General features: G+C 66.0%; 20 protein-coding genes. 7 read left to right on the top strand and 13 right to left on the bottom strand.

Annotated features, from left to right (window positions below):
* The first annotated feature begins 15 nt into the window (after nt 1-15).
* Nucleotides 16-1,095 (top strand): helix-turn-helix domain-containing protein, encoded by a 1,080-nt coding sequence (locus tag AC1DN9_RS24690; RefSeq protein WP_478104421.1) that lies wholly within the window; start codon nt 16-18, stop codon nt 1,093-1,095.
* Nucleotides 1,095-1,997 carry an antitoxin gene (locus AC1DN9_RS24685; protein ID WP_478104420.1) on the top strand — a complete coding sequence of 301 codons (903 nt, stop codon included), beginning with the start codon at nt 1,095-1,097 and terminating at the stop codon, nt 1,995-1,997. Before AC1DN9_RS24690 ends, AC1DN9_RS24685 begins: the two co-directional genes overlap by 1 nt.
* Before the next feature lie 119 nt (nt 1,998-2,116).
* Here the strand turns inward: AC1DN9_RS24685 and AC1DN9_RS24680 are convergent, their stop codons facing one another.
* From AC1DN9_RS24680 to AC1DN9_RS24670, 3 genes are all read right to left on the bottom strand, one after another.
* Entirely contained in the window at nt 2,117-2,629 is a 513-nt protein-coding gene (locus AC1DN9_RS24680; protein ID WP_478104418.1) for a hypothetical protein, read from the bottom strand.
* Nucleotides 2,630-2,743: 114 nt separating this feature from the next.
* On the bottom strand, nt 2,744-3,583 hold the full coding sequence (locus tag AC1DN9_RS24675; protein ID WP_478104417.1) for a siderophore-interacting protein: 840 nt from the start codon (nt 3,581-3,583) through the stop codon (nt 2,744-2,746).
* Between the two features lie 11 nt (nt 3,584-3,594).
* Nucleotides 3,595-4,182 (bottom strand): PadR family transcriptional regulator, encoded by a 588-nt coding sequence (locus tag AC1DN9_RS24670; protein WP_478104440.1) that lies wholly within the window; start codon nt 4,180-4,182, stop codon nt 3,595-3,597.
* A gap of 141 nt (nt 4,183-4,323) precedes the next feature.
* Here AC1DN9_RS24670 and AC1DN9_RS24665 point away from each other — a divergent pair, with 141 nt between their 5' ends.
* Nucleotides 4,324-5,250 carry an AraC family transcriptional regulator gene (locus AC1DN9_RS24665; protein WP_478104416.1) on the top strand — a complete coding sequence of 309 codons (927 nt, stop codon included), beginning with the start codon at nt 4,324-4,326 and terminating at the stop codon, nt 5,248-5,250.
* 16 nt (nt 5,251-5,266) lie between these two features.
* Here the strand turns inward: AC1DN9_RS24665 and AC1DN9_RS24660 are convergent, their stop codons facing one another.
* From AC1DN9_RS24660 to AC1DN9_RS24645, 4 genes are read right to left on the bottom strand one after another with little or no spacing between them, the layout of a single operon-like run.
* Nucleotides 5,267-6,583 (bottom strand): sulfatase family protein, encoded by a 1,317-nt coding sequence (locus AC1DN9_RS24660; protein ID WP_478104414.1) that lies wholly within the window; start codon nt 6,581-6,583, stop codon nt 5,267-5,269.
* A 24-nt stretch (nt 6,584-6,607) separates the two neighbouring features.
* Nucleotides 6,608-7,705 carry a mechanosensitive ion channel family protein gene (locus AC1DN9_RS24655; protein ID WP_478104413.1) on the bottom strand — a complete coding sequence of 366 codons (1,098 nt, stop codon included), beginning with the start codon at nt 7,703-7,705 and terminating at the stop codon, nt 6,608-6,610.
* Nucleotides 7,705-9,954 carry an FUSC family protein gene (locus AC1DN9_RS24650; RefSeq protein WP_478104412.1) on the bottom strand — a complete coding sequence of 750 codons (2,250 nt, stop codon included), beginning with the start codon at nt 9,952-9,954 and terminating at the stop codon, nt 7,705-7,707. Before AC1DN9_RS24650 ends, AC1DN9_RS24655 begins: the two co-directional genes overlap by 1 nt.
* Nucleotides 9,954-10,991 carry an inositol monophosphatase family protein gene (locus tag AC1DN9_RS24645; protein ID WP_478104410.1) on the bottom strand — a complete coding sequence of 346 codons (1,038 nt, stop codon included), beginning with the start codon at nt 10,989-10,991 and terminating at the stop codon, nt 9,954-9,956. Before AC1DN9_RS24645 ends, AC1DN9_RS24650 begins: the two co-directional genes overlap by 1 nt.
* Before the next feature lie 138 nt (nt 10,992-11,129).
* Here AC1DN9_RS24645 and AC1DN9_RS24640 point away from each other — a divergent pair, with 138 nt between their 5' ends.
* Together AC1DN9_RS24640 and cysE are read left to right on the top strand one after the other, a co-directional pair.
* Entirely contained in the window at nt 11,130-11,891 is a 762-nt protein-coding gene (locus AC1DN9_RS24640) for an RNA methyltransferase (protein ID WP_478104409.1), read from the top strand.
* A gap of 36 nt (nt 11,892-11,927) precedes the next feature.
* On the top strand, nt 11,928-12,704 hold the full coding sequence (gene cysE / locus AC1DN9_RS24635) for a serine O-acetyltransferase (RefSeq protein WP_478104408.1): 777 nt from the start codon (nt 11,928-11,930) through the stop codon (nt 12,702-12,704).
* A 9-nt stretch (nt 12,705-12,713) separates the two neighbouring features.
* Here cysE and AC1DN9_RS24630 read toward each other — a convergent pair whose 3' ends face one another.
* Entirely contained in the window at nt 12,714-14,411 is a 1,698-nt protein-coding gene (locus tag AC1DN9_RS24630; RefSeq protein WP_478104406.1) for an electron transfer flavoprotein-ubiquinone oxidoreductase, read from the bottom strand.
* 119 nt (nt 14,412-14,530) lie between these two features.
* Between AC1DN9_RS24630 and AC1DN9_RS24625 the strand changes: the two genes are divergently transcribed.
* On the top strand, nt 14,531-15,313 hold the full coding sequence (locus AC1DN9_RS24625; protein WP_478104405.1) for an SDR family oxidoreductase: 783 nt from the start codon (nt 14,531-14,533) through the stop codon (nt 15,311-15,313).
* Between the two features lie 8 nt (nt 15,314-15,321).
* A complete protein-coding gene (locus AC1DN9_RS24620) occupies nt 15,322-16,212 on the top strand; it encodes a DMT family transporter (RefSeq protein ID WP_478104404.1) in 891 nt (296 codons plus the stop codon).
* A 30-nt stretch (nt 16,213-16,242) separates the two neighbouring features.
* Here the strand turns inward: AC1DN9_RS24620 and AC1DN9_RS24615 are convergent, their stop codons facing one another.
* Genes AC1DN9_RS24615 through AC1DN9_RS24595 form a run of 5 tightly spaced genes read right to left on the bottom strand, consistent with a single transcriptional unit; the run spans nt 16,243 to nt 21,097 of the window.
* On the bottom strand, nt 16,243-17,613 hold the full coding sequence (locus tag AC1DN9_RS24615; RefSeq protein WP_478104403.1) for a sensor histidine kinase: 1,371 nt from the start codon (nt 17,611-17,613) through the stop codon (nt 16,243-16,245).
* Nucleotides 17,610-18,287, bottom strand: a complete 678-nt coding sequence (locus tag AC1DN9_RS24610) for a response regulator (RefSeq protein ID WP_478104401.1) — start codon at nt 18,285-18,287, stop codon at nt 17,610-17,612. The genes AC1DN9_RS24615 and AC1DN9_RS24610 overlap by 4 nt, the downstream gene beginning before the upstream one ends.
* A gap of 17 nt (nt 18,288-18,304) precedes the next feature.
* The gene (locus tag AC1DN9_RS24605) at nt 18,305-18,883 is read right to left on the bottom strand and encodes a peroxidase-related enzyme (RefSeq protein ID WP_478104400.1); all 579 of its coding nucleotides are present in this window, start codon (nt 18,881-18,883) and stop codon (nt 18,305-18,307) included.
* 31 nt (nt 18,884-18,914) lie between these two features.
* Nucleotides 18,915-19,706: an ethanolamine ammonia-lyase subunit EutC gene (eutC, locus tag AC1DN9_RS24600; RefSeq protein WP_478104399.1), complete on the bottom strand. Its 792-nt coding sequence runs from the start codon at nt 19,704-19,706 to the stop codon at nt 18,915-18,917.
* Nucleotides 19,703-21,097 (bottom strand): ethanolamine ammonia-lyase subunit EutB, encoded by a 1,395-nt coding sequence (locus AC1DN9_RS24595; protein WP_478104397.1) that lies wholly within the window; start codon nt 21,095-21,097, stop codon nt 19,703-19,705. Before AC1DN9_RS24595 ends, eutC begins: the two co-directional genes overlap by 4 nt.
* Nucleotides 21,098-21,178: the final 81 nt, after the last annotated feature.

Raw genomic sequence — 21,178 nt, 5'->3', positions numbered from 1 at the left:
CGAATAATCCATGCCATGACTGAATCAACCAGCGCCGAACACGCACTGATCGAGCGGTTCCTGGATGCACTCCGGGAACTGCCGGATGTGCGCGCCGAGATGGACGTGCGGGAGGCGGCCCCAGCAGTCCCCTACAAAGTCGATGCCGAGATCCATCTTAACGTTGCCGGCAAGCCGATCGTCCTCCTGGTCGAGGCGAAAAAGACCGCGTATCCCCGGGACGTGCGTCAAGTGCTGTGGCAATTCAAGGCGCTGCGTCAGGCATACCCGCCCGATGTCCAACATCTGCTGGTTGCAGAGTCCCTTTCGCCGGGCGCGAAGGACTTGCTCAAGTCGGAGCGCGTCGGTTACTACGACAGCGGTGGTAGTCTGTTCCTGCCGGCCCCGGGGGCCTACGTGTACATCGACAGGCCGCCCCCGAAGTCCCTTGAGAAATCGGTGCGGTCGCTGTTCTCCGGACGCCGCGCGCAGGTGCTGCATGCGCTCCTGATTCACCATCAGGACTGGTTCGGCGTCACCGAGGTGGCAGAACGGGCGCAGGTCGCGCCGTCCACCGCCTCCGATGTGCTGAGTGAGCTCGAGCGCTTCGATTGGCTCGAATCCCGTGGGCAGGGGCCGGGCAAGGAGCGCCATCTGCGGGAACCTGGCGAGTTGCTGGACGCGTGGACCCAGCAGCTCGCTGGCTCGCCTGCGCCGGTACTGCGCCGCCATTACGTGCCCGGTCTGAAGTCTGATGCCTTGCTCCAGCGCCTCGGTCAAGTCTTCGACGTGCATCAGGCCGCCTACGCGGTGAGCTACGAGGCCGCCGCGCAGCGCTATGCGCCATTCCTGTCCGGCATCTCGCAGGTGCGTACTCGGCTGTTGCCGGCAGCGGGCGCCGAGGCCGCACTGGCAGAACTGGATGCGCGCGTCGTCACCGAGGGGGCGAACCTTGTCGTCATCGAGACGAAAACTGCGGGGGAACTGCTGTTCCGCGAGCGGGTTGATGGCGTGTGGCTGGCGAGCCCAGTGCAGGTCTACCTCGACCTGTTGCGGGGTGAAGGTCGCGCCAAGGAGATGGCCGAGCACCTGCGCCGGGAAAGGATCGGATTCTGATGGTCAAGCCCGCAACGCTCGACGGCTACAGCGACCAGTACACGCTCGACTGCGAACGCGTCCTCGTGACGCTGCTGCGCGGGTTGGGGCCATGGAAGGACTCGGTCTATCTGGTCGGCGGGCTCACGCCACGTTATCTGGTGAAGGCTCGGCCTCCTGTCGTACCGGCGCATGCAGGGACGATGGATGTCGATATCGTGATCGATCTGCAGATCTTGGCCAACACGGATGCTTATCACACGCTTGAAGAGAACCTGAAGAAGATGGGCTTCGAGCGTGCAGAGAACGACAAGCAGCAAAAGCTCTCCTGGCGTTGGCAGACTCGCACTGAGCATGGAGCGCTCATGGTGCTGGAGTTTCTGGCGGACGCACCCGAGATTGCTGGAGGCCGGGTGCAACCGTTGCCAACCGATGGGACGATCTCGGCCATCAACATCCCGCACTCGTCGATCGTGTTCGACCTGCATGAGGTCACCGAGATCGAGGCAGAACTGCTGGGCGGCGATGGGATCGCTGTCGAAAAGATCAAGCATGCCAACCTGATCAGCTTTTCATGCTTGAAGGCGTTCGCATTCGATCAGCGTTTCGAGCGCAAGGATGCGCATGACTTGATCTATTGCCTGGAGCATGCCTCTGGAGGTGCTGATGCGGTGGCGCGGGCGTTTCGCCAAGCGCTTGAAGGCAAACACAGCGATGTTGTGAAAAACGCGCTGGACCTCTTGCGTGCCCGATTTGCGCAGGTTGGAGAGACCGAGGGTTATCGCAAGGACGGTCCGGTTGCGGTGGCCAAGTTTGAGTTGGGCGAAGGCGATGAGCCTGAGCAGCGAGAGGCGAGGGCGCTGCGCCAGCGCGAGGCCAGTGACGTCGTTGAACGACTCCTCGCACGAATTGAACATCAGTAAGGTAGAGCATGCCGATTCCCATAATCGATCTCTTGCAGGACCGGGAGGGCTTGGGGAAGGAACGGTGCCCGGCTCAGCCGCGCGCACGCCTTGCGGACAGATGGGAGGGGGTCGGCGCGTCAGTGCTCGCCGCGCCGCCGGCGAGCGACACGCACGGCTTCCACCCACGTGTCGACATTGAAGCGCTGGCCGGACTCCGCGATGCGGGCAGAGGTGATCCGGTGCAGAGGCAGGCGCCTGATTTCGCCCGGCAATTCGCAGTGCCCCATGATGGTCTTCTTCTGCAGATCGAGATGATCGACCTGCATCACGCATTCGGCCTTCTTGTCGTGGGAGTCGACATAGCGGACGCGAATGCGGGGATGCTCGTCGACCACCGCATGTTCACCCTTGCCCTGGATGAACCATTCGGGAAGCGTGTCGGGCACCGAATCGCCCGACGCGTTCAGGCCGCCGCGGACGGTGGGGATCTCAAGGGGCACATGCCCCGAGCGCACTCTGGCTGCTTCGATGCGGCGCTCCGCTTCGCGCCGCCCGGCAAGGCGGCGCAACGCCCACATGAGGCCGAAGAGCAGCAGAACGCCAGTCAACAGCGAAACGAAGAAATGCCACTGCGCCATGCTCATGTCCATCCCTCGACTCCCTCCTCAGGGCGTAATGCCTAAGTATTCAAAGCGCGAATTTTCGACCCGGCCCCCTCCCGAGTCAATCAGCACGCGCCATAGCGCTTTCGATAAGGGGCGGGCCTACTCGTCGTGCGTGTCGTGGATCGCGACCGCGCCCCTGCGCCAGTAGCCGGAGGCCTTGATCCACTTGGGGTGCGCGCCGCGTTCGCCGACCAGGTACGCGCGAAGGGACTTCGCGGCGCTCGATTCGCAGGCCACCCAGGCATGGAAGTCGCCCTCGGGCAGGATCATTGCGCGCAGCGCGTCGAGCAGCGGCGTGCCGGTGCCGGGCTCTGCACCGCGCCGGTGCACCCAATGCACTTCGATGTCGGCTGCGGATTCCAGCGGGATCTCGTCGACTTCGCTGTCGACTTCCGCCAGCACGACGGCGCTCGCGCCGACCGGCAGTTCCGCGAGGCGGCGCGAGATGGCGGGCAAGGCGGTGTCGTCGCCGACCAGCAGATGCCAGTCGAACGCGGTCGGGATGATGAAGGACCCGCGCGGCCCGCCCACGCCGAGGACGTCGCCGGGCTTTGCGGTCTCGGCCCATTGCGTGGCGGGGCCAGCGTCGTGCAGGGCAAAGTCGATTTCGAGCGTGCCGGCGGCGGCGTCGTACTGGCGGGGCGTGTAGTCACGCATCATGGGTTTCGGGCCCGCCGGCCACTGCGGACCGTCGGGGCCGACGGTCGGCACCGTGAGGGCGCCCGTCTTCGCGTCGGGGAAGAAGATCTTGGCGTGATCGTCGAAGCCGGGGCTCGTGAAGCCGGCGAGTTCATCACCGCCGAGCGTGATGCGAATGAGGTGGGGCGTCACACGCCGCACTGCCTGCACCTGGAGCTTGCGAAAGCGCAGGTCATGGCGGACACGCCGCGGCAGTCGGTCGGGCGCGGAGGAGGGAGGTGTTTCGAAGGATTCGGTCATATCGGTGATCTCTAGATGCGTTCCAGTTGTTGAGCGGCGCTGTCGAGCACCGCGGCGAATTCGTGGGCTTGTTGTTCGGTGAGCGGTTCGCGCGCGAGACGCATGCGCATCGCGAGCTTGAGGTTTTCGATGGCGCGGACCACTTGGGGCGGCCGCCCGGCGCGCGGACCGGCGCCGTCGACACCGCCGTCCATGCGGGCCATCATTTCGTCGGTCGTCGCACGATTGGCGGCGAGGAATTCGCGGCCGGCATCGGTGACGGAATAGCGCTTGCGTCCACCGCTGTCGGCAGTGTCGACATTCACATAGCCCAGTTCCTCGAGCAGCGTGAGGGTCGGGTAGACGATGCCGGGGCTTGGGCTGTAGCGCCCGCCAAGGCGTTCTTCGATGGCCTTGATCAACTCGTAGCCATGCCCGGGCTTGTCGGCGATCAATTGCAGCAGCACAAAGCGCAGGCCGCCATGCCCGAAAACCCTTCCGCCGCCGCGACCGCCGCGCATGCCACCGCGGTGTTCGCGGCCCTCGGCTCGGCCGCCGCCGAGGCCGTCGCCATGTTCGCCGCGCAGGGCGCCGTGTAAAAAGTGCTTGAAACCTCGCATGGAATTCACCTCGATGTCGTTATCTGAATCAGAAAAGATATATCTAAATAGTGTCGAAGTCAAATCGACGACTCGGCTGGACCTATCGCAGGGCGGGGTATGACGACGCCGCGGCACACCTATATCGCGCGCATCAATCGCGTGATCGACCACATCGACGAGCACCTGGCAGAGCCACTGGACCTGACGATGCTCGCTTCGGTCGCGCACTTCTCGTCTTGGCATTTCCATCGCGTTTTCCAGACCATGACCGGCGAGACGTTGGCGGACCGCGTGCGGCGCCGCCGGCTTGAAGTCGCGGCGACGCGGCTGCTGTTCGTGCCGCCGGAGCCGGTGTTGGCCATCGCGCTGGATGTTGGTTTCGGCTCCGCGGCAGTCTTCACGCGCTCATTCAGCGCGCATTTCGGTGTCACGCCGACCGCGTGGCGGCGCGGCGCCTTCCGCGCGTGGGCCGAACAGCGCCGGATGCAGCTCAGCAAGATTCATCAAGCGGATCGCAACAGCTATCAAGCCGTCATCGATGCCTTCCGGCACGATGAGCGTTCCTGGCCCAAGGGCCGTGTTGCTGGTGCAACCGATTCAGGAGAGGCACCCATGAAGGTCGAACTCAAGACTGTCTCGCCTGCGCGCGTGGCCTACATGCGGCACGTCGGGCCCTACGGCAGTTCTGGTATTGCGCAGCTCTGGCAGCGCTTTGCCGCGTGGTGCGGCCAGCAAGGGTTGATGCAGCCGCGCCGTGTGATGTACGGCATCAGCCACGACAACGCGGACGTCACGCCGCCCGAGAAGTGCCGGTACGACGCCTGCATCGAAGTTGAAGAGGATTTCCGGCCGACCGGCGAGATCGGCGTGCAGACCCTTCGCGGAGGTCGCTTTGCCTGCACCCGCTTTTCGGGCACCTCCGCGGAGATCCACGCGGCATGGGTGCAACTGTGCGATTGGCTGCCCGACAGCGGCTACCAGGCCGACGACGCGCCGCCGATCGAGATCTACGGCAAGGACTTCGTCATGGACGAAAAGACCGGCGCGTTCAGCTGCGAGCTGTGCATGCCGGTACGGGCCCTGTAGCGCCGGCCGGCGCTCGTCATCGACTGGGCATGTCCTTGACCGAGTAGCCAAGGCTCACGGTCGCGTCCTCGGGGATCGGCGGCATCGTGGCGTTCCAGGCATTCCACGCGTCGCGCATCGCGGCGAGCCGTGCGGGCTCCTTGTGCGCCTGGTTGGCGCGTTCGCGTTCGTCGGCCGGGATGTTGAACAGGTATTCGTTGCCGTCGACCTGCAGGTACTTCCAGTCGCCGTCGCGCATGGCGCGCTGATCGCGATGGTTCATGCGCCAATGCAGCGGGCGCGAGAAGCTCTGCTTCGCATCGCGCAGCACCGGCAGCAGTGACACGCCGTCGAGCGGATAGCCCGGATCGGCCGAGACGCCTGCCGCATCGAGCATCGTCGCCGACCAGTCCATCGTCATGCACTGCTGCGCACTCTCGCCGCCCGCGCCGATGACCTTGGGCCAGTGCGCGATCCATGGCACGCGGATGCCGCCTTCGGTCAGGTCCATCTTGCCGCCGACGAGCGGCCAGTTGTCGGAGAAGCGCTCGCCGCCGTTGTCGCTGGTGAAAACGACCAGCGTGTTGTCGGCCATGCCGTGCTTCTGGAGCGCATCCATGATCCAGCCGATGCCCTCGTCCATGTGATGGATCATGCGGCGGTAGACGTGGATGTTGCCCCCGGCGAGATCGAACAGGTTGTTCTTGACGGCCGGCGCCTTCGCCGCGTCATCGCGCGTTTCCCATGGCCAGTGTGGCGCGGTGTAGTGCAGGCTCAGGAAGAAGGGCGCGTCCTGCTGTGCCATGCGGTCCACGTAGTCGACGGCGCGTTGTGAGAACAGGTCGGTCAGGTAGCCTTCCTGCTGGCAGTCTTCCTCTCCGAACCACAGGTCATGCTTGCCGGTGGAGTCGCAGTGGGTGAAGTAGTCGACGCCGCCGGACATCGGCCCGAAGAACTCCTCGTAGCCCGAGCGCAATGGACCAAAGGCTGGCGGATAGCCAAGATGCCACTTGCCGATGAGCGCCGTGCGATAGCCGGCATCCTTCAGCAGCGAGGGGAGCGTCGGATGCTCCGGCGGCAAGCCGAGCGTGGTGCTGCCACGGCTCTTGCTGTTGATCGGCTCTTCGGCCGCGCCGCGCAGGCGGTATTGGTAACGCGCGGTGATCATCGCGAAGCGCGTCGGCGAGCACACCGGCGAATTTGCATAGCCCTGCGTGAACTTGATGCCCTTGGCCGCAAGGCGATCGAGCACCGGCGAAACAGGTCCGAATGGCGCATCCCGGCCGCCGTAGCAGCCGAGGTCGGCATAACCGAGGTCGTCGGCCACGATGAAGATGATGTTGGGTCGTTGCATGGATGATCGACGAAGGCGTGAAAGTCAGCGATCTTCCGACAGCGCCTCGATCCGATCGTCGGATCTGTCGCGCATCGCGCCGCCGGTGGCCTCGATGCGCATCTTCGGCAGGAACTGCGGATATTCGCGCTGCATGAATTCGATCAGTCCTTCGCGCACCGTGCAGCGCAGATCAAAGGCCAGCGCCGACGATGCCGCGGTGCAGAGCACACGGATCTGCATCGTCCGTTCGGTCGCGTCGGTCACGCGCAGGTTGAAGAAGCGGCCGTCCCATTCGGGCGCCGCCTTGACGATGCGTTCCACCTCCGCCCGCAGGGGCGCGAGCGGCATGCCGTAGTCGGCATGGATGAAGACCGAGCCCAGTAGCTGCGAGTTGTGGCGGGTCCAATTCTGGAACGGGCGTTCGATGAAATAGGTGAGCGGCAGGACCAGCCGCCGGTCGTCCCAGATCCGCAGCACGACGAAGGTGCCGGTGATTTCCTCGACGCGACCCCATTCGCCCTCGACCACCAGCACGTCGTCGAGCCGGATCGGCTGCGCCAGCGCGATCTGCAGGCCCGCGATGAGATTGCTGAAGACCGGCTTGGCCGCCAGGCCGGCCACGATACCGATCACCCCCGCCGAAGCAAGCAGGCTGGCGCCGACCTGTCGCGCGCCCGGGAAAGTCATCAGCATCAGCGCGGCGCCCGCCACCAGCAGCACCGTGTTCGCGGTGCGTGCCAGCACGCGCGCCTGGGTGAGCACGCTGCGCGCTTCCAGGTTGTCCCGGATGTCGGAAGGATGCTGCTTGACCATGCCTTCCGCGAAGCCATTGACCGCCTGGACCGCGAGCCAGGTCGCGGCCGCGATCAGCAGGAGGCCGTTCAGATGCCGGACATTGCTGATGAAGCGCACGTCATCGGGTGCCGCTTGCCAGAGCAACTGGAGCGCGACAAGCGGCAGCACGACCTTGGCGATCTGCTTGATATTGAGCAGCATCGCATGCAGCGCCGGCACCGACCGGGTCACGCGCTCGAGCACCAGCCCGCCGACACGGTGCGTCAGCAGTGCAATCGGCACGACGAGAAGCGCCGCGATCAGGAGGCCGACCCATGGATTGGTGAGCAGTTCCTTGGTGGTCATCAGGCGGCTTCGGTCTTGGTTCCTGATTCTGTCCGGGTTTCGTCGAGCGATTGCAGGATGCGTGCCGCATCGTCGCGCAGTTGGGCGGCGATGCCCGTCGCCATGTCGAGGCGCCGAAACATCCAGGGCGTGATGTCGTTGTCGAACGGATCGGGCAGCGGAATCGGGCCGGCGATGGTGGTGGAAGACCCGCTTTCCGGCATCGCCGGGCCGCCGCTGGGCGCGGCGCCGATGGTCGCCTCGATGCGCTGCGCGGTGCGCGCCAGCGGGCCTTCGATCTCGGACAACGTGAGGCGGTCGCGCCGCAGCACGAGCATCGACTTGACCGCGCTCAACTGCGCCAGCAATTGATAGCTGTGCGCTTGCAGGTGTTCGAGTGGGCCGACCGGCGGGCGCACTGCGCGTGGTTCGGACAGCGAGCGCTGCGTCGCCTGCACCAGCGCCGAAAGGCTGTCGAAGGCTTCGCGGCGCGCCAGGCGCCATTCGAGTTCGGGGCTGGCGTCGATGGAGCGCAGTTGCCCGAGCCCCAACGCGAGCCGCGCGTGGCGCGCTTGCGCGGTGAGCACACGCGCCACGAGCGCCGGTATCTGGTTGCGTTCCCATGACGGCAGGACGTAGCAGAACGCCCAGGCCAGCGCGGCGCCGATCAGGGTGTCGGCGACCCGTTCGAACAGCGCAAAGGTCGTGCTGATGCCCTTGTTGAGCATGTGAGCCTGGACCAGACCCAGCACCGTCGCCGCCACAGCGGTGATGAGATAGCGGCGCACTGCGAAGCCGTGCGCAATGGCCTGCGCCAGCGTCATGGCGAACAACAGTTCCAGCGGCCCGAATTGGGCCGAAAGCAGCGCCACCGCGAACACGCAGCCCAGCAGCGTGCCGGCCACGCGGCTGTTGCGCCGCTCCAGCGTTTGCGAAAGACTGCCCCGCAACACCACCACGATGGTCAGCAGGATCCAGTAGTCGTGCGAGCCCCAGGGCATGGCAAGCGCGACCCCGTAGCCGGCCGCGATGGCGAGCGAAGCACGGATGGCGTGGCGCAGCGGCGGTGCGTCCCAGCGCCACAGCGCGAGAAACGGTCGCCACGACCATTCGGTGGGGCTGACGAACACCTGCCAGCTCGCGCGCACGACCGCGAGATCGGGCTCGCGATCGCCGCGGGCCAGCGCGGACAGGCGCATGACCTCGTCGTTGATGTGGCCGATGCGGCTGGCCAGGCCGCGAGCGAGCATGGCGGGCGTCGGGCCGGTGTAGCCCTGGTTCGGCACGGAATCCTCGTCGACGTAGATGGCAGCGAGGCGAAGACGGCGGTCGCTGAGCTCGGCGGGCTGGCGACCCAGCAGCAGGGCGTCGGTCAGTGCCACCGTGTCATCGGCCAGTTCTTCGAGGATGCCCCGCATTTCGCCCAGGGCCGGCGCGTGGCTGGGGTGCGATCGGAGCGCATCGAGGTCGAGTTCGCTCGCAAGCAGCAGGTCGCGGAGTTCGAGCACCGTCACCAGCATGCCGGCAAGCAGTTGCCGGCGCGGCGTGCGCGGGGATTCAAGGACGATGTCGCGCGCCGCCTGCAACTGGTCCGCCAGCGCCGCCTGCTCACGCAGGAGCTGTCCGAGCAGGGAGGCCGGCACTTCGCGCACATCGCTGGCATCGTCCATGGGCGTGAACTGGCGCGCTTCGGTGCGCATGAGCGCGGCCAGCGACAGGAGCAGGTCGGCCATCACCTGCACACGGTAGCGGCCGTTGAGCGCCAGGTTGGCAAGGGTCGCATAGATCACGTAGAGGCCCGCGCCGAGCCCGAAGTACATCGTGCGCTCCACGGCCTCGGGCATCCCGGTGGGCGTGGGTGTCGCCATCGAGAAGATCATCGAGAACATGACCGCGATGGCAATCGGAATGCCTCGCTTGCCCCAGGCCATGGCAAGGAATGCGAAGAAGGTCGCCGGCACCAGGAGCAGGCCGAGCCGCAACGGCGCCGCGTGCAGCAGTTGCACGAGGAAGAACAACGGCAGGCCGATCAGCGGTGCCGGCAGCATCTGCAGGAATTTGCCGCGACGAGGGGCGGCCAGGTCGGGCGGGGCGGTCACGATCACACCGGTCGAGGCGGCGGATGCCGCCACCGCGCCGAGCCACAGGTGCACGCCGCCCGAAATGAGAAGAAGGCCCAGCGCGACCGAGATGCCGTTCGCGATGTAGTGGCTCAAGGCCACGCGCATTGCGGCGCGGCTTCGAGCAGTGGCGGCGCGGGGCGCCTGCATCACTTCGCGGAAGCGTCGCCCTTGGCGGGTGCGACGGACGCGTCACGGCGGATGCGCGTGAGCTTGCGTTGCGGTGGGGTGGCCTCGGCGGCGGGCCCGGCCGGCGCGTCTTCGCCGCTCGACGGGGTCGACAGCTCGACGGTGCTGCGGGCGTAGGTGTCGGCCTTGGAGAAGGAAGGATCGACGGCCCGGATTCGGTCGCTGGCGCGCAACTTGTCGTCCACGCCGGCGAACTTCGAGTACTTGGACAGCAGCGGCACGAGTTGCCCGTAGATGCGCGGGGCGCCCGCGAGGACTTCGCGCTGTTCGAGGAAGTCGGGTTCGCCCGTGAAATTGCCGATCAGGCCGCCGGCCTCGGTGACGATCAGCGAACCGGCCGCGATGTCCCAGATGTTCAGGCCTGTCTCGAAGAAGGCATCGGTAAAACCGGCCGCCACGTAGGCGAGGTCGAGCGCGGCGGCGCCGGGGCGGCGCAGGCCGGCCGCGCGGGGCATCAGGTCGGCCATGATGGCCAGGTATTGCTTGAAGTTGTCGCCGGTCCGGAACGGGAAGCCTGTCGAGATCAGGCACTCGTTGAGCCGCGTTCGTTTGCTGACGCGCAGGCGGCGGTCGTTGACGAAGGCGCCGCGGCCCTTGGTGGCCGTGAAGAGGTCGTTGCGGGTCGGGTCGTAGATGACGGCCTGTTCGATCTTGCCCCGGACGGAGAGCGCGATGGAGACGCAGTAGACCGGGAAGCCGTGGATGAAGTTGGTGGTGCCGTCCAGCGGATCGATGATCCAGACGCAGTCCGAATCCTTGGCGCCGTGCTGGGTGCCCGACTCTTCGGCCAGGATGCCGTGCCCCGGGTAGGCGGTGAGCAGCGTTTCGATGATCGCGTGCTCGCTCGCGTGGTCGACTTCGGTGACGAAGTCGTTGACCTGCTTTTGCGAAATGCGCACAGCCTCGACGTCGAGCGCGGCGCGATTGATGATGGCGCCGGCGGCGCGGGCGGCCTTGACGGCCACGTTGAGCATGGGGTGCAGGTTGGGGGACGACATGAATTGTGCGAAGAACGGTAGAGGGGCGCAGTGTGCATGTGGCCCCCTGAAATGCGGCCCGGCGATGCGGGCGGCGAGAATCGAGGGATTTTACCGGCTCCGCGCCGTCTTGCCTTGAGCAGTGCGAACCAAGTCTCCATGCGAACCCGATTCATCCTGATCCAGACCAGCCACGCCGGCAATGTCGGCGCCGCCGCCCGCGCCATGAAAACGATGGGTTTCGGCGACCTCGTGCTGGTCGCACCGCGCTGGGCGAACGTGCTGCGGCGCGAAGAGACCATCCAGCGGGCGAGCGGCGCCCTCGACGTGCTGGCCAATGCGCGCATCGTCGATACGCTGGACGAGGCGCTGGACGGTGTCACGCACCTTTGCGCCACTGCGATGGTGCCGCGCGATTTCGGCCCGCCGACGCGCACGCCCCGCGAACACCTCGAACCGCTGGCCAGGGACGAGGCGCAGCATGTCGCTTTCCTGTTCGGTTCGGAGCGCTTCGGCATGCGCAACGAGGACGTCTACCGTTGCAACGTTGCGCTCAGCATCCCGACCGATCCGAATTTCGGTTCGTTGAACCTCGGTGCGGCGATCCAGGTGATCGCCTACGAATGGCGTCTTGCGCTGGGCGGCTATGCAGTGCGCGACGCGACCGCGCCCGTTCGCGTGGCCGATGCGCAAGCGGTGGCGGGCATGCTCGACCACTGGGAGCGTTCGCTCGTCGAGATCGGCTTTCTCGACCCTGAGGCGCCCAAGAAGCTCATGCCCCGGCTTCAGCAGTTGTTCAACCGCGCGCAGCCGACGCAGGAGGAAATTCACATCCTGCGCGGCATTGCCAAGGCGATGGCGGATGCAGCGGGCGGCGGGCCCAAGACCCCATCCGCCGTGCGCGAAGGGCCGGGGCTATAGACTGCCTGTCCCCTATCGATATAACTAAAACCGAGCATGTTTTCGCGGCTGCGTTCCGACATCCAGTGCATCCTCGACCGCGACCCCGCGGCGCGGACGCGCTGGGAAGTATTGACTCTCTATCCCGGCCTGCACGCCATCGTGCTGCATCGGGTCGCGCACTGGTTCTGGACCCACGGCTTCAAGTGGCTGGGGCGCTTCATCTCGCAGGGCTCGCGCTGGTTCACGGGTATCGAGATCCATCCGGGCGCGATCGTCGGCGAACGCGTGTTCTTCGATCATGCGATGGGCGTCGTCGTGGGCGAAACCGCTGAAATCGGCGACGGCTGCACGATCTACCAGGGCGTGACGCTCGGCGGCACCTCGCTCTACAAGGGTGCCAAGCGGCATCCGACGCTGGGGCGCAATGTGGTGGTCAGTGCCGGCGCCAAGGTGCTGGGCGGCTTCCTGGTGGGCGATGGTGCCAAGATCGGCAGCAACGCGGTGGTGATCAAGCCGGTGCCGGCCGGCGCCACCGCCGTGGGCATCCCGGCCCGGATCATTCCCTCCAAGGCCGGCGAGAGCGCCGACCTCGCCAAGCCGGCGGCGGCCAAATTCTCGGCCTACGGCGTCACGCTGGAAGACGACCCGCTCAGCCAGGCGATGAAGGGCTTGATCGACAGCGCGGCTGGCCAGGATCACCAGATTGCGCTGCTCTGGCAGGCCATCGAAGCTCTGTCAGTGCAGCCCGGAAAGAAGGACTGCGTCCCGTGCGATGCCGCCAAGGACGAGTCCTTCGAAGCCGATCGCCTGACTCAGCTGATCGGCAAGTGAATCAGTGAATCACATCCCGACGTAGTTCGGGCCGCCGCCGCCTTCGGGCGTCACCCACACGATGTTCTGCGTCGGATCCTTGATGTCGCAGGTCTTGCAATGCACGCAATTCTGCGCATTGATCTGCAGTCGCTCCTTGCCGGTGGTCGTGTCCGGCACGAACTCGTAGACGCCGGCCGGGCAGTAGCGGCTTTCGGGTCCTGCGTATTCGGGGAGGTTGATCTCCGTCGGCACCGCCGCGTTTTTCAGCGTCAGGTGCGCAGGCTGGTTCTCTTCGTGATTGGTGTTGCTGATGAACACCGAAGAAAGCCGGTCGAAGGTCAGTTTGCCATCGGGCTTGGGATAGACGATCTTCTTCGAGGCGGAGGCGCGCTTGAGCCGTTCGTTGTCGGGCTGCTTCCGATGGATGGTCCACGGCACGTGTCCGCGCAGCAGGAACTGCTCGATGCCGGTCATGATCGTGCCGACGGCGAGACCCTTCTTGAACCACTGCTTGAAGTTGCGCGCCTTCTTGAGTTCGTCGTGCAGCCAGCTTCGTTCGAATGCCGCCGGATAGCCCGTGAGTTCGTCGTGCTGGCGACCGCCCGTGACGGCCTCGTAGGCGGCTTCGGCGGCCAGCATGCCGGTCTTGATCGCGGCATGGCTGCCCTTGATGCGGCTTGCATTCAGATAACCTGCATCGCAGCCCACCAGAACGCCGCCCGGGAACACCGTCTTGGGCAGCGAGAGCAGGCCGCCCGCGGTGATCGCGCGTGCGCCGTAGCTCAGCCGCTTGGGCGCCTTGAGGCCCTTGTCCTGGCCTTCGAAGTACCAGCGGATGTTGGGGTGCGTCTTGAAGCGCTGGAATTCCTCGAAGGGGCTCAGGTACGGATTCTGGTAGTCGAGGCCGACCACGTAGCCGATGACGATCTGGTTGTTTTCAGCGTGATAGAGGAACGAGCCGCCATAGGTGTCCGAAGGCAGCGGCCATCCGGCGGTGTGCACGGCCAGGCCGGGTTCGTGGCGCGCGGGATCGATCTCCCACAGTTCCTTGATGCCGATGCCGTAGCTCTGCGGGTCCTTGCCGTCGTCGAGCTTGTACTTGGCGATCAGCTGGCGGCCCAGGTGGCCGCGCGCGCCTTCGGCGAACACCGTGTACTTGCCGAGCAGTTCCATTCCGAGCTGGAAGTTCTCGGTCGGCTCGCCGTCCTTGCCGATGCCCATGTTGCCGGTGGCAACGCCGCGGACCTTGCCGTCGTCGGTGTAGAGCACTTCCGCTGCGGGGAAGCCGGGGAAGATCTCGACGCCGAGGGCTTCGGCCTGCTGCGCCAGCCAGCGCACCACGTTGCCGAGGCTGACGATGTAGTTGCCCTCGTTGTGGAAATTCTTGGGCAGGAGGAAGTTCGGGGTGCGCGTGGCGCCGGTCTCGGTCAGCATCAGGAACGTGTCCTGGGTGACGGGCTGGTTGAGCGGAGCGCCCATTTCTTCCCAGTCGGGGATCAGTTCGTAGAGCGCGCGGGGATCCATGATCGCGCCCGACAGGATGTGCGCACCGGGCTCCGAGCCCTTTTCGAGCACGACGACCGAGATTTCCTTCCCGTGCGAGGCGGCCAGTTGCTTCAGGCGAATGGCGGTCGAAAGGCCTGCGGGGCCGGCGCCGACGACCACCACGTCGTATTCCATGGCTTCTCGGGGGCCGAACTGGGCAAGTATTTCGTCGTGCGTCATTTTGTGGGTCTCGTCGATAATGATTCGGGGGTGCGAGGCACCGCTTGGGCCGGACCATTTTATGCGGCGGTTGCGCGGGTCCCGGGCCGTCGCGCAGGCGACTCCAAAGGATCTTCTCCATGGCTTACAGCATCGATCTTTCCGGCCGGGTGGCTTTCGTCACCGGCGCGTCGAGCGGCCTCGGCGCGCAGTTCGCCAAAACCCTGGCCCGTGCCGGTGCCGCGGTGGTCCTGGCCAGCCGCGGCACGGACAAACTCAAGGAGCTTCGTGCGCGCATCGAGGGCGAGGGCGGCGATGCCCACGTGGTCGACCTCGACGTGACCGATGTCGACAGCATCAAGGCCGCCGTGGCTCGCGCCGAGACCGAAGTCGGGCCGATCGACATCCTCGTCAACAACTCCGGCGTGAGCAGGACGCAGCGGCTGCAGGAAGTGTCGAGCGAGGACTACGACTTCATCTTCGACACCAACGTCAAGGGCTCCTTCTTCGTCGCGCAGGAGATAGGCAAGCGCATGCTCGCGCGTGCCAAGGGGGCTGCGCCGGGCACCTACATCGGCGGCCGCATCATCAACATCGCTTCGGTCGCCGCGCTCAAGGTGCTGCCGCAGATCGGCGTCTATTGCATGAGCAAGGCGGCCGTGGTGCAGATGACCAAGGCGATGGCGCTCGAATGGGGGCGCTTCGGCATCAATGTCAACGCCTTGTGCCCGGGCTACATCGCCACCGAACTCAATGAAGAACACTGGGTGACCGACGGCGGGCAGAAGCTGGTGGGCATGCTGCCGCGCAAGCGGGTCGGCAAGCCCGAGGACCTCGATGGACTGATCGTGCTGCTTGCCAGTGGGCAGAGCCATTTCGTCAATGGTGCGGTCATCGCGGCCGACGACGGATTCGCGCTCTGAGCTCGCGCATGGTCGTCGGGATCGTGGCCGGCCTGGCTGCGGGCGCGCTGTGGGGGCTCGTCTTCGTCGCGCCTCGCATGGTCGGCCATTTCGGCATGGTGGACATCACGGCAGCGCGCTTCGTCGTGTTCGGCGCGGTGGCTGCGCTGGCGGTTCGAGCGCGGCCGGCCAGGCAGCGCTGGCCGAGCGGCCGTCAGGCGGCTTGGGCACTGGGCCTCAGCGTGCTGGGGTTCACCGGCTATTACCTGTTGCTGGCCTTCGGCATCGCGGAGGCTGGCACTGCCGTGCCGAGCCTGATCATCGGGACCATCCCCGTCTGGATGATGCTGTTGGGTCGGCCGGCGGGACTTCGCATGCAGGCCCTGCTGCCCGGATTGCTGCTGACCGCCTGCGGCATCGGGCTGATGATCGCCGGCTCCTGGCCGGAGGCGGGCGAAGAGGGCGGCCGTTTCGAATGGGGCCTCGCGCTCTCGCTGCTGGCGATGGCGAGTTGGACCGCCTTCGGCCTGCTCAACGCGCGCTGGCTGCAACGCCATCCCGAGGTCCACGCGGCGGACTGGGCGAACTGGCTGGGCATCGCAACCGGCCTGGGTGCCTGCCTTCTGTGGGTGATCGCCGGATCGGATGTGCAGACCTTGCGCGCGCAGCCCGACGGCCTGCTGTTCGTGCTCATCGCGCTGGGCGGCGGCGTGGGCTCTTCGTGGCTCGCGACCATTCTGTGGAACATCGCCAGCCAGCGGCTGTCCGCCAGCCTTTGCGGCCAGTTGATCGTCAGCGAGACGCTGTTCGCCTTGCTCTATTCCTTCCTCTGGGACGGTCGATGGCCGCAGGCGAGCGAGTGGACCGCCGCGCTGCTGTTCGTCCTGGGCATCCTCGCATCCGTCAAGGCACATCGATAGAAAGATGGATGGCCTTCAGGGTGGCCTCGCTCAAGCCGGCTTCAGGACGATGCGAGCCTCGAAACCGGTGGCTGCACCCGCGGGCGGTGAACTCAAGTCGAGGCGTCCGCCGAGCTTCTCGACGATGGTCGCGACGATGGACAGTCCGAGGCCGTAACCTGCGCGGTCCGGGCCATGCCGGACATGGCGCTGCTGCAGGGTGCGCAATTGTTCGAGGCTGACGCCGGGCCCGGCGTCGCGTACCGATAGCGTGCAAGGCGCCATCACCTCGATGACGACGCGGCCGTGGCCATACCGCAGTGCGTTTTCCACCAGATTGCGCAGCGCAATCGCCAATGCATCGACGTCGCCCCATGCGACGGGCGGCTCGGTGTCGGGCACCTTCAGCGCCAGGCGCTCGTTCGCCTCGGGGGTCTGCCAGAACTCCTGCGCCACGGTGCCGGAGAGTTGGACGAGGTCGACCCTCTCGCGTGTCAGCGACGCCGCGGATTCGGCCCTTGAAAGCTGCAGCAGCTTTTCGGTGCGCTGGCCGAGCACCTGGAGCGCTTCGAGCGCGGCCAGAACCTCGTCGCGCTTCAGATCGTGCTCCAGCGCGGTTTGCAGGCGCAGTCGTGCGGCCGCCAGCGGCGTGCGCAGCTCGTGCGCAGCATTCGCGGCCAGCGCGCGTTCGACGTCGAGCGATTGCGACAGTCGTTCGAGCAACTGATTGACGTGATCGCCGACCGACCGAAGCTCCCTGGGCAGGCCCGGCAAACGGATCGGGCGCAGGTCGGTGCCGCTGCGCCGCTCGATCTCGTTGGCCAGTGTCTCCAGCGCTCGCAGCTCGGTGCGTGCCACGTTGCGCAACACCAGCGCGAGCAGGGGGAGCACCGCGCCCAGCGGGATGATCAGCCCGAGCAACGTATGGTTGAGCGTCCTGCGGCGTTCGTTCAGCGGATCAGCGACCTGCAGGAACAGATCGCGCGTCGGGTGCCGCACGGTGTAGATCCGCCACCGCTTTGCATTCGCAAAACCGGGCGCGAGCGGCACGTCGAAAGAGCCGTCCGCAGCTTCTACGGAACGCAGCAGTACGCGCCCGTGCAGATCGACGAGCTCGTACTTCACCGCGAAGGTCGGGAAAAGCTGGGGAGACGCGATCAGCGGTGTCTTTGCGTCGGGGCTGCTTTGCTGCAGCCTGTCGAGTTCCTGCACGGCCATGGCGAACATGCGGTGCGAGACTTCCACCAGTTCGTTGTCGAAGTTGTGATTGATCTCGCGGTCCACATACCAGACCACGCCGAGCACGCACAGCAGCCAGACACCGCCGACCCAGATGATGAGTGTTCGCGTCAGGCGGCCCGCGAGCGAGTCGCGCTTGTCGAGCAAACCGACGCCGGCCGTCCGCGGAAACCCGTGACTCATTCGTCCTCTTCTTCAGGGGTGAAGGACAGCCGGTAGCCCAGCCCGCGAAGCGTCTGGATATGACTGCGCCCGAGCTTGCGACGCAGGCGGCTGATGAACACCTCGAGCGTGTTGCTGTCGGCCTCGTCGCCGAAGCCATAGAGTGCGTCGGCGAGGTTGTCGCGCGTGTGGATGCGATCGGGTCGCGTGGCCATCACTCGCAGCAGCGCCCATTCCTTTTGTGTCAGCGTGACAGGTGTGCCGTCCTTTCGCACCAGGTCGCGGGCGAGGTCGATCTCCAGCGTGCCGAGTCGCAGCACCGGTGAACTGCTCGTGCTGCGCCGGCGCTCGACGGCCCGCAGGCGCGCGAGCAGTTCCGCGGGGTCGTAGGGCTTGATGAGGTAGTCGTCGGCGCCGGCATCCAGGCCGCGGATGCGGTCCGTCACCTGGTCCCGTGCCGTCAGCACGATCACGATCGGGCGATCGCGCAACGCGCGCACGTTCGACAACAAGGAAAGTCCGTCGCCGTCGCCCAGGTGCAGGTCCAGGAGGACCGCGGCGTACTGCGCCGTCAGCAGCGCGGCGCGCGCTTCGGCGAGGCCGGGCGCCACGTCGACGACGAAGGCCTTTGCCATGAGATAGCTGCAGACTGCGTTCGCCAGGGCGGTGTCATCTTCAACCAGCAATATGCGCACGTCTCCGTCCTTCAAAACTATTTCTTCTCGCGCGGCAGCCGGCCCATCAGATAGAACTCCGGGTTCGGCTGCATGCCGCTGAAGCTGGCCATGCGATTCGAAAGGCCGAAGAAGGCGGTGATCGCGGCAATGTCCCAGATGTCTTCGTCGCTGAAGCCGTGTGCGTGCAGCGGCGGGAAGTCGTTCTCGTCGATCTCGTGTGAACGCTCGCAGACCTTCATCGCAAATTCGAGCATCGCATGCTGGCGCGGCGTGATGTCGGCCTTGCGCCAGTTGACCGCAACCTGGTCGGCAACCAGCGGCTTCTTCTCGTAGATGCGCAGCAGCGCGCCATGCGCCACCACGCAATAGAGGCATTGGTTGGCCGCGCTCGTGGCAGTCACGATCATTTCGCGGTCGCCCTTGGTCAGCGACCCTTCCTCTTTCAGCATCAGCGCGTCGTGGTACGCGAAGAAAGCGCGCCATTCGGCCGGTCGCCGCGCGAGCGCGAGGAACACGTTGGGCACGAAGCCGGCCTTTTCCTGGACTTCGAGAATCGTGGCGCGGATGTCGTCGGGCAAATCCTTGAGTTCGGCCAGGGGATAGCGTTCGGTCATGAGGTCTCCTGATGAGCGGGAACGAGCCAGATCATAGGGAGTTGCCGAGCGTCGACGGCCCGCCGTCCGCTGCGACCATTGCCAGATGGCTTTCATCCTTCAGCTCGATGCCGGTCAGCCCGCGTCGCAGCGATTCGCGTACAAGCCACGCGAGCTTGAATGCGGCCGCGGCATACCCAAGTCCCTCGGGCCGTATGTTCGAGATGCAATTGCGCTCGGCGTCGTGTCGCCCACGGCGTGGCGCGTAAGTGATGTAGACCCCCAAGCTGTCGGGCGAACTAAGGCCCGGGCGCTCGCCGATCAGCATGATCGACAAGCGGGCGCCAAGGTCTTCCGCGATCTCGTCCGCCAGGGCCACGCGCGCTTGCGAAGCGATCACGATCGGCGTGAGCGAGAGGGTCGGCGGCAACTGCTGCCGAAACGCTGCCAGCAGCGGGACCGCATGCCGATCGATGGCGAGCGAGGACAAGCCGTCGCCGATCACGATGCAAATGTCCGTCGGCGAGCCAGCCAGCGAGCGCATGCGCGATGCATCGCCGCTGTCGAGCTGTCGGCCGAGGTCGGGGCGGCGCAGATAGGTCGTTCGATCGGTCGCGCGGCTGCGCACTTGGGCGGTCTCCCAGCCCTGGGCATCCAGCGATGCTGCCAGCGCTTCGACATCGAGCGCGGCGTGGATCGCGTCGCGCGCCATTGCATGCGCCCATCCGAAGCGCAGCACTTCGTCGGTCGGCATGCCCGCGCCGGCCCGGCCGAGCGCGACCCGCGCCGGCGTCGCCTTGCGCCAGTCGCTCCATGGACTTGGGTTGACCGGGTCGTTCTTCATCCGGCGAGGGCGTTCAGTGCGTGCATGTCGGCGAGCAGGTGGTTGGAAGAGGGCGGCTGGAGCCGACCCGCCGTATCGGTGATCTGCATGCGCTGCAGCCACGCTTCGAACTCGGGTGCGCGTTTCAGGCCCATGGTCTCGCGCATGAAAAGCGCGTCATGGAACGAGGTGCTCTGGTAGTTGAGCATCACGTCGTCCGCGCCCGGCACGCCCATGATGAAGTTGATGCCCGCGGTGCCGAGCAGCACCAGCAGCGTGTCCATGTCGTCCTGATCGGCTTCGGCGTGGTTGGTGTAGCAGACGTCGCAGCCCAGCGGCAGGCCGAGCAGCTTGCCGCAGAAGTGATCCTCCAGGCCCGCCCGGATGATCTGCTTGCCGTCGTAGAGGTATTCCGGCCCGATGAAGCCGACCACTGTGTTGATCAGCAGCGGCTTGTAGCGCCGTGCGAGCGCATAGGCGCGGGCCTCGCAGGTCTGCTGGTCGACGCCGAAATTGGCATTGGCAGACAGCGCGCTGCCCTGGCCGGTTTCGAAGTACATGACGTTGCTTCCGACCGTCCCGCGCTTCATCGCCAGCGCGGCGGCATACGCTTCGTCGAGCAGTTCGGGCGTCACGCCGAAGGAGCGATTGGTTTTCTCGGTGCCGCCGATCGATTGGAACACGAGGTCGACCGGCGCGCCGGATTCGGCCAGCTTCAACGTGTGGGTGACATGGGTCAGCACGCAGCTTTGCGTCGGGATCTCGAAGCGCTGGATCACCTCGTCGAGCATGCGCAGCAAGTCGCCCAGCACCGGCATGCTGTCGGATGCCGGATTGATGCCGATCACCGCGTCGCCGGCCCCCATGAGCAGGCCGTCGAGGATGGACGCAGCCACGCCGTGAAGATCATCGGTCGGGTGATTGGGCTGCAGCCGCACCGAGAGGTGGCCGGGCAGGCCGATGGTGTCGCGGAACCGCGTGACCACGGTGCATTTGCGCGCGACCGCGACGAGGTCCTGGTTGCGCATGAGCTTCGACACCGCGGCCACCATTTCCGGCGTGAGTCCGGGCGCGAGGGCAGTCAGCGATTCGGTGCTCGCGTGTTCGGACAAGAGCCAGTTTCGAAAATCGCCGACGGTGTGGTGCGATACCGGCGCGAAGGCCTGCGCATCGTGCCCGTCGATGATGAGCCGCGTGACGTTGTCGTCCTCGTAGGGCACCAGCGCTTCGGTGAGGAACTGTTTCAGCGGCGTCTCCGCCAGCACATGGCGCGCGGCCATGCGTTGTTGCGCGGTGGCGGCGGCGATCTGGGCGAGATAGTCGCCGGAGCGCGCCGGGCTCGCGAAGGCCATGACCTGCTTCAGGTCGACGAAGTCGAAGACCTGCGAATCGATCGTGGTTCGGTAGCGCATGGTGTGTCAAGTGCAAGAGCGATGCCAAAGTGGGCAAGTAGGCTGGGCCACCCGGCAATAATGAGCCCGTTCATTCATTCG

This window comes from Variovorax sp. 05L425 (assembly GCF_056397705.1).
This window is presented reverse-complemented; position numbering and strand designations above follow the sequence as displayed.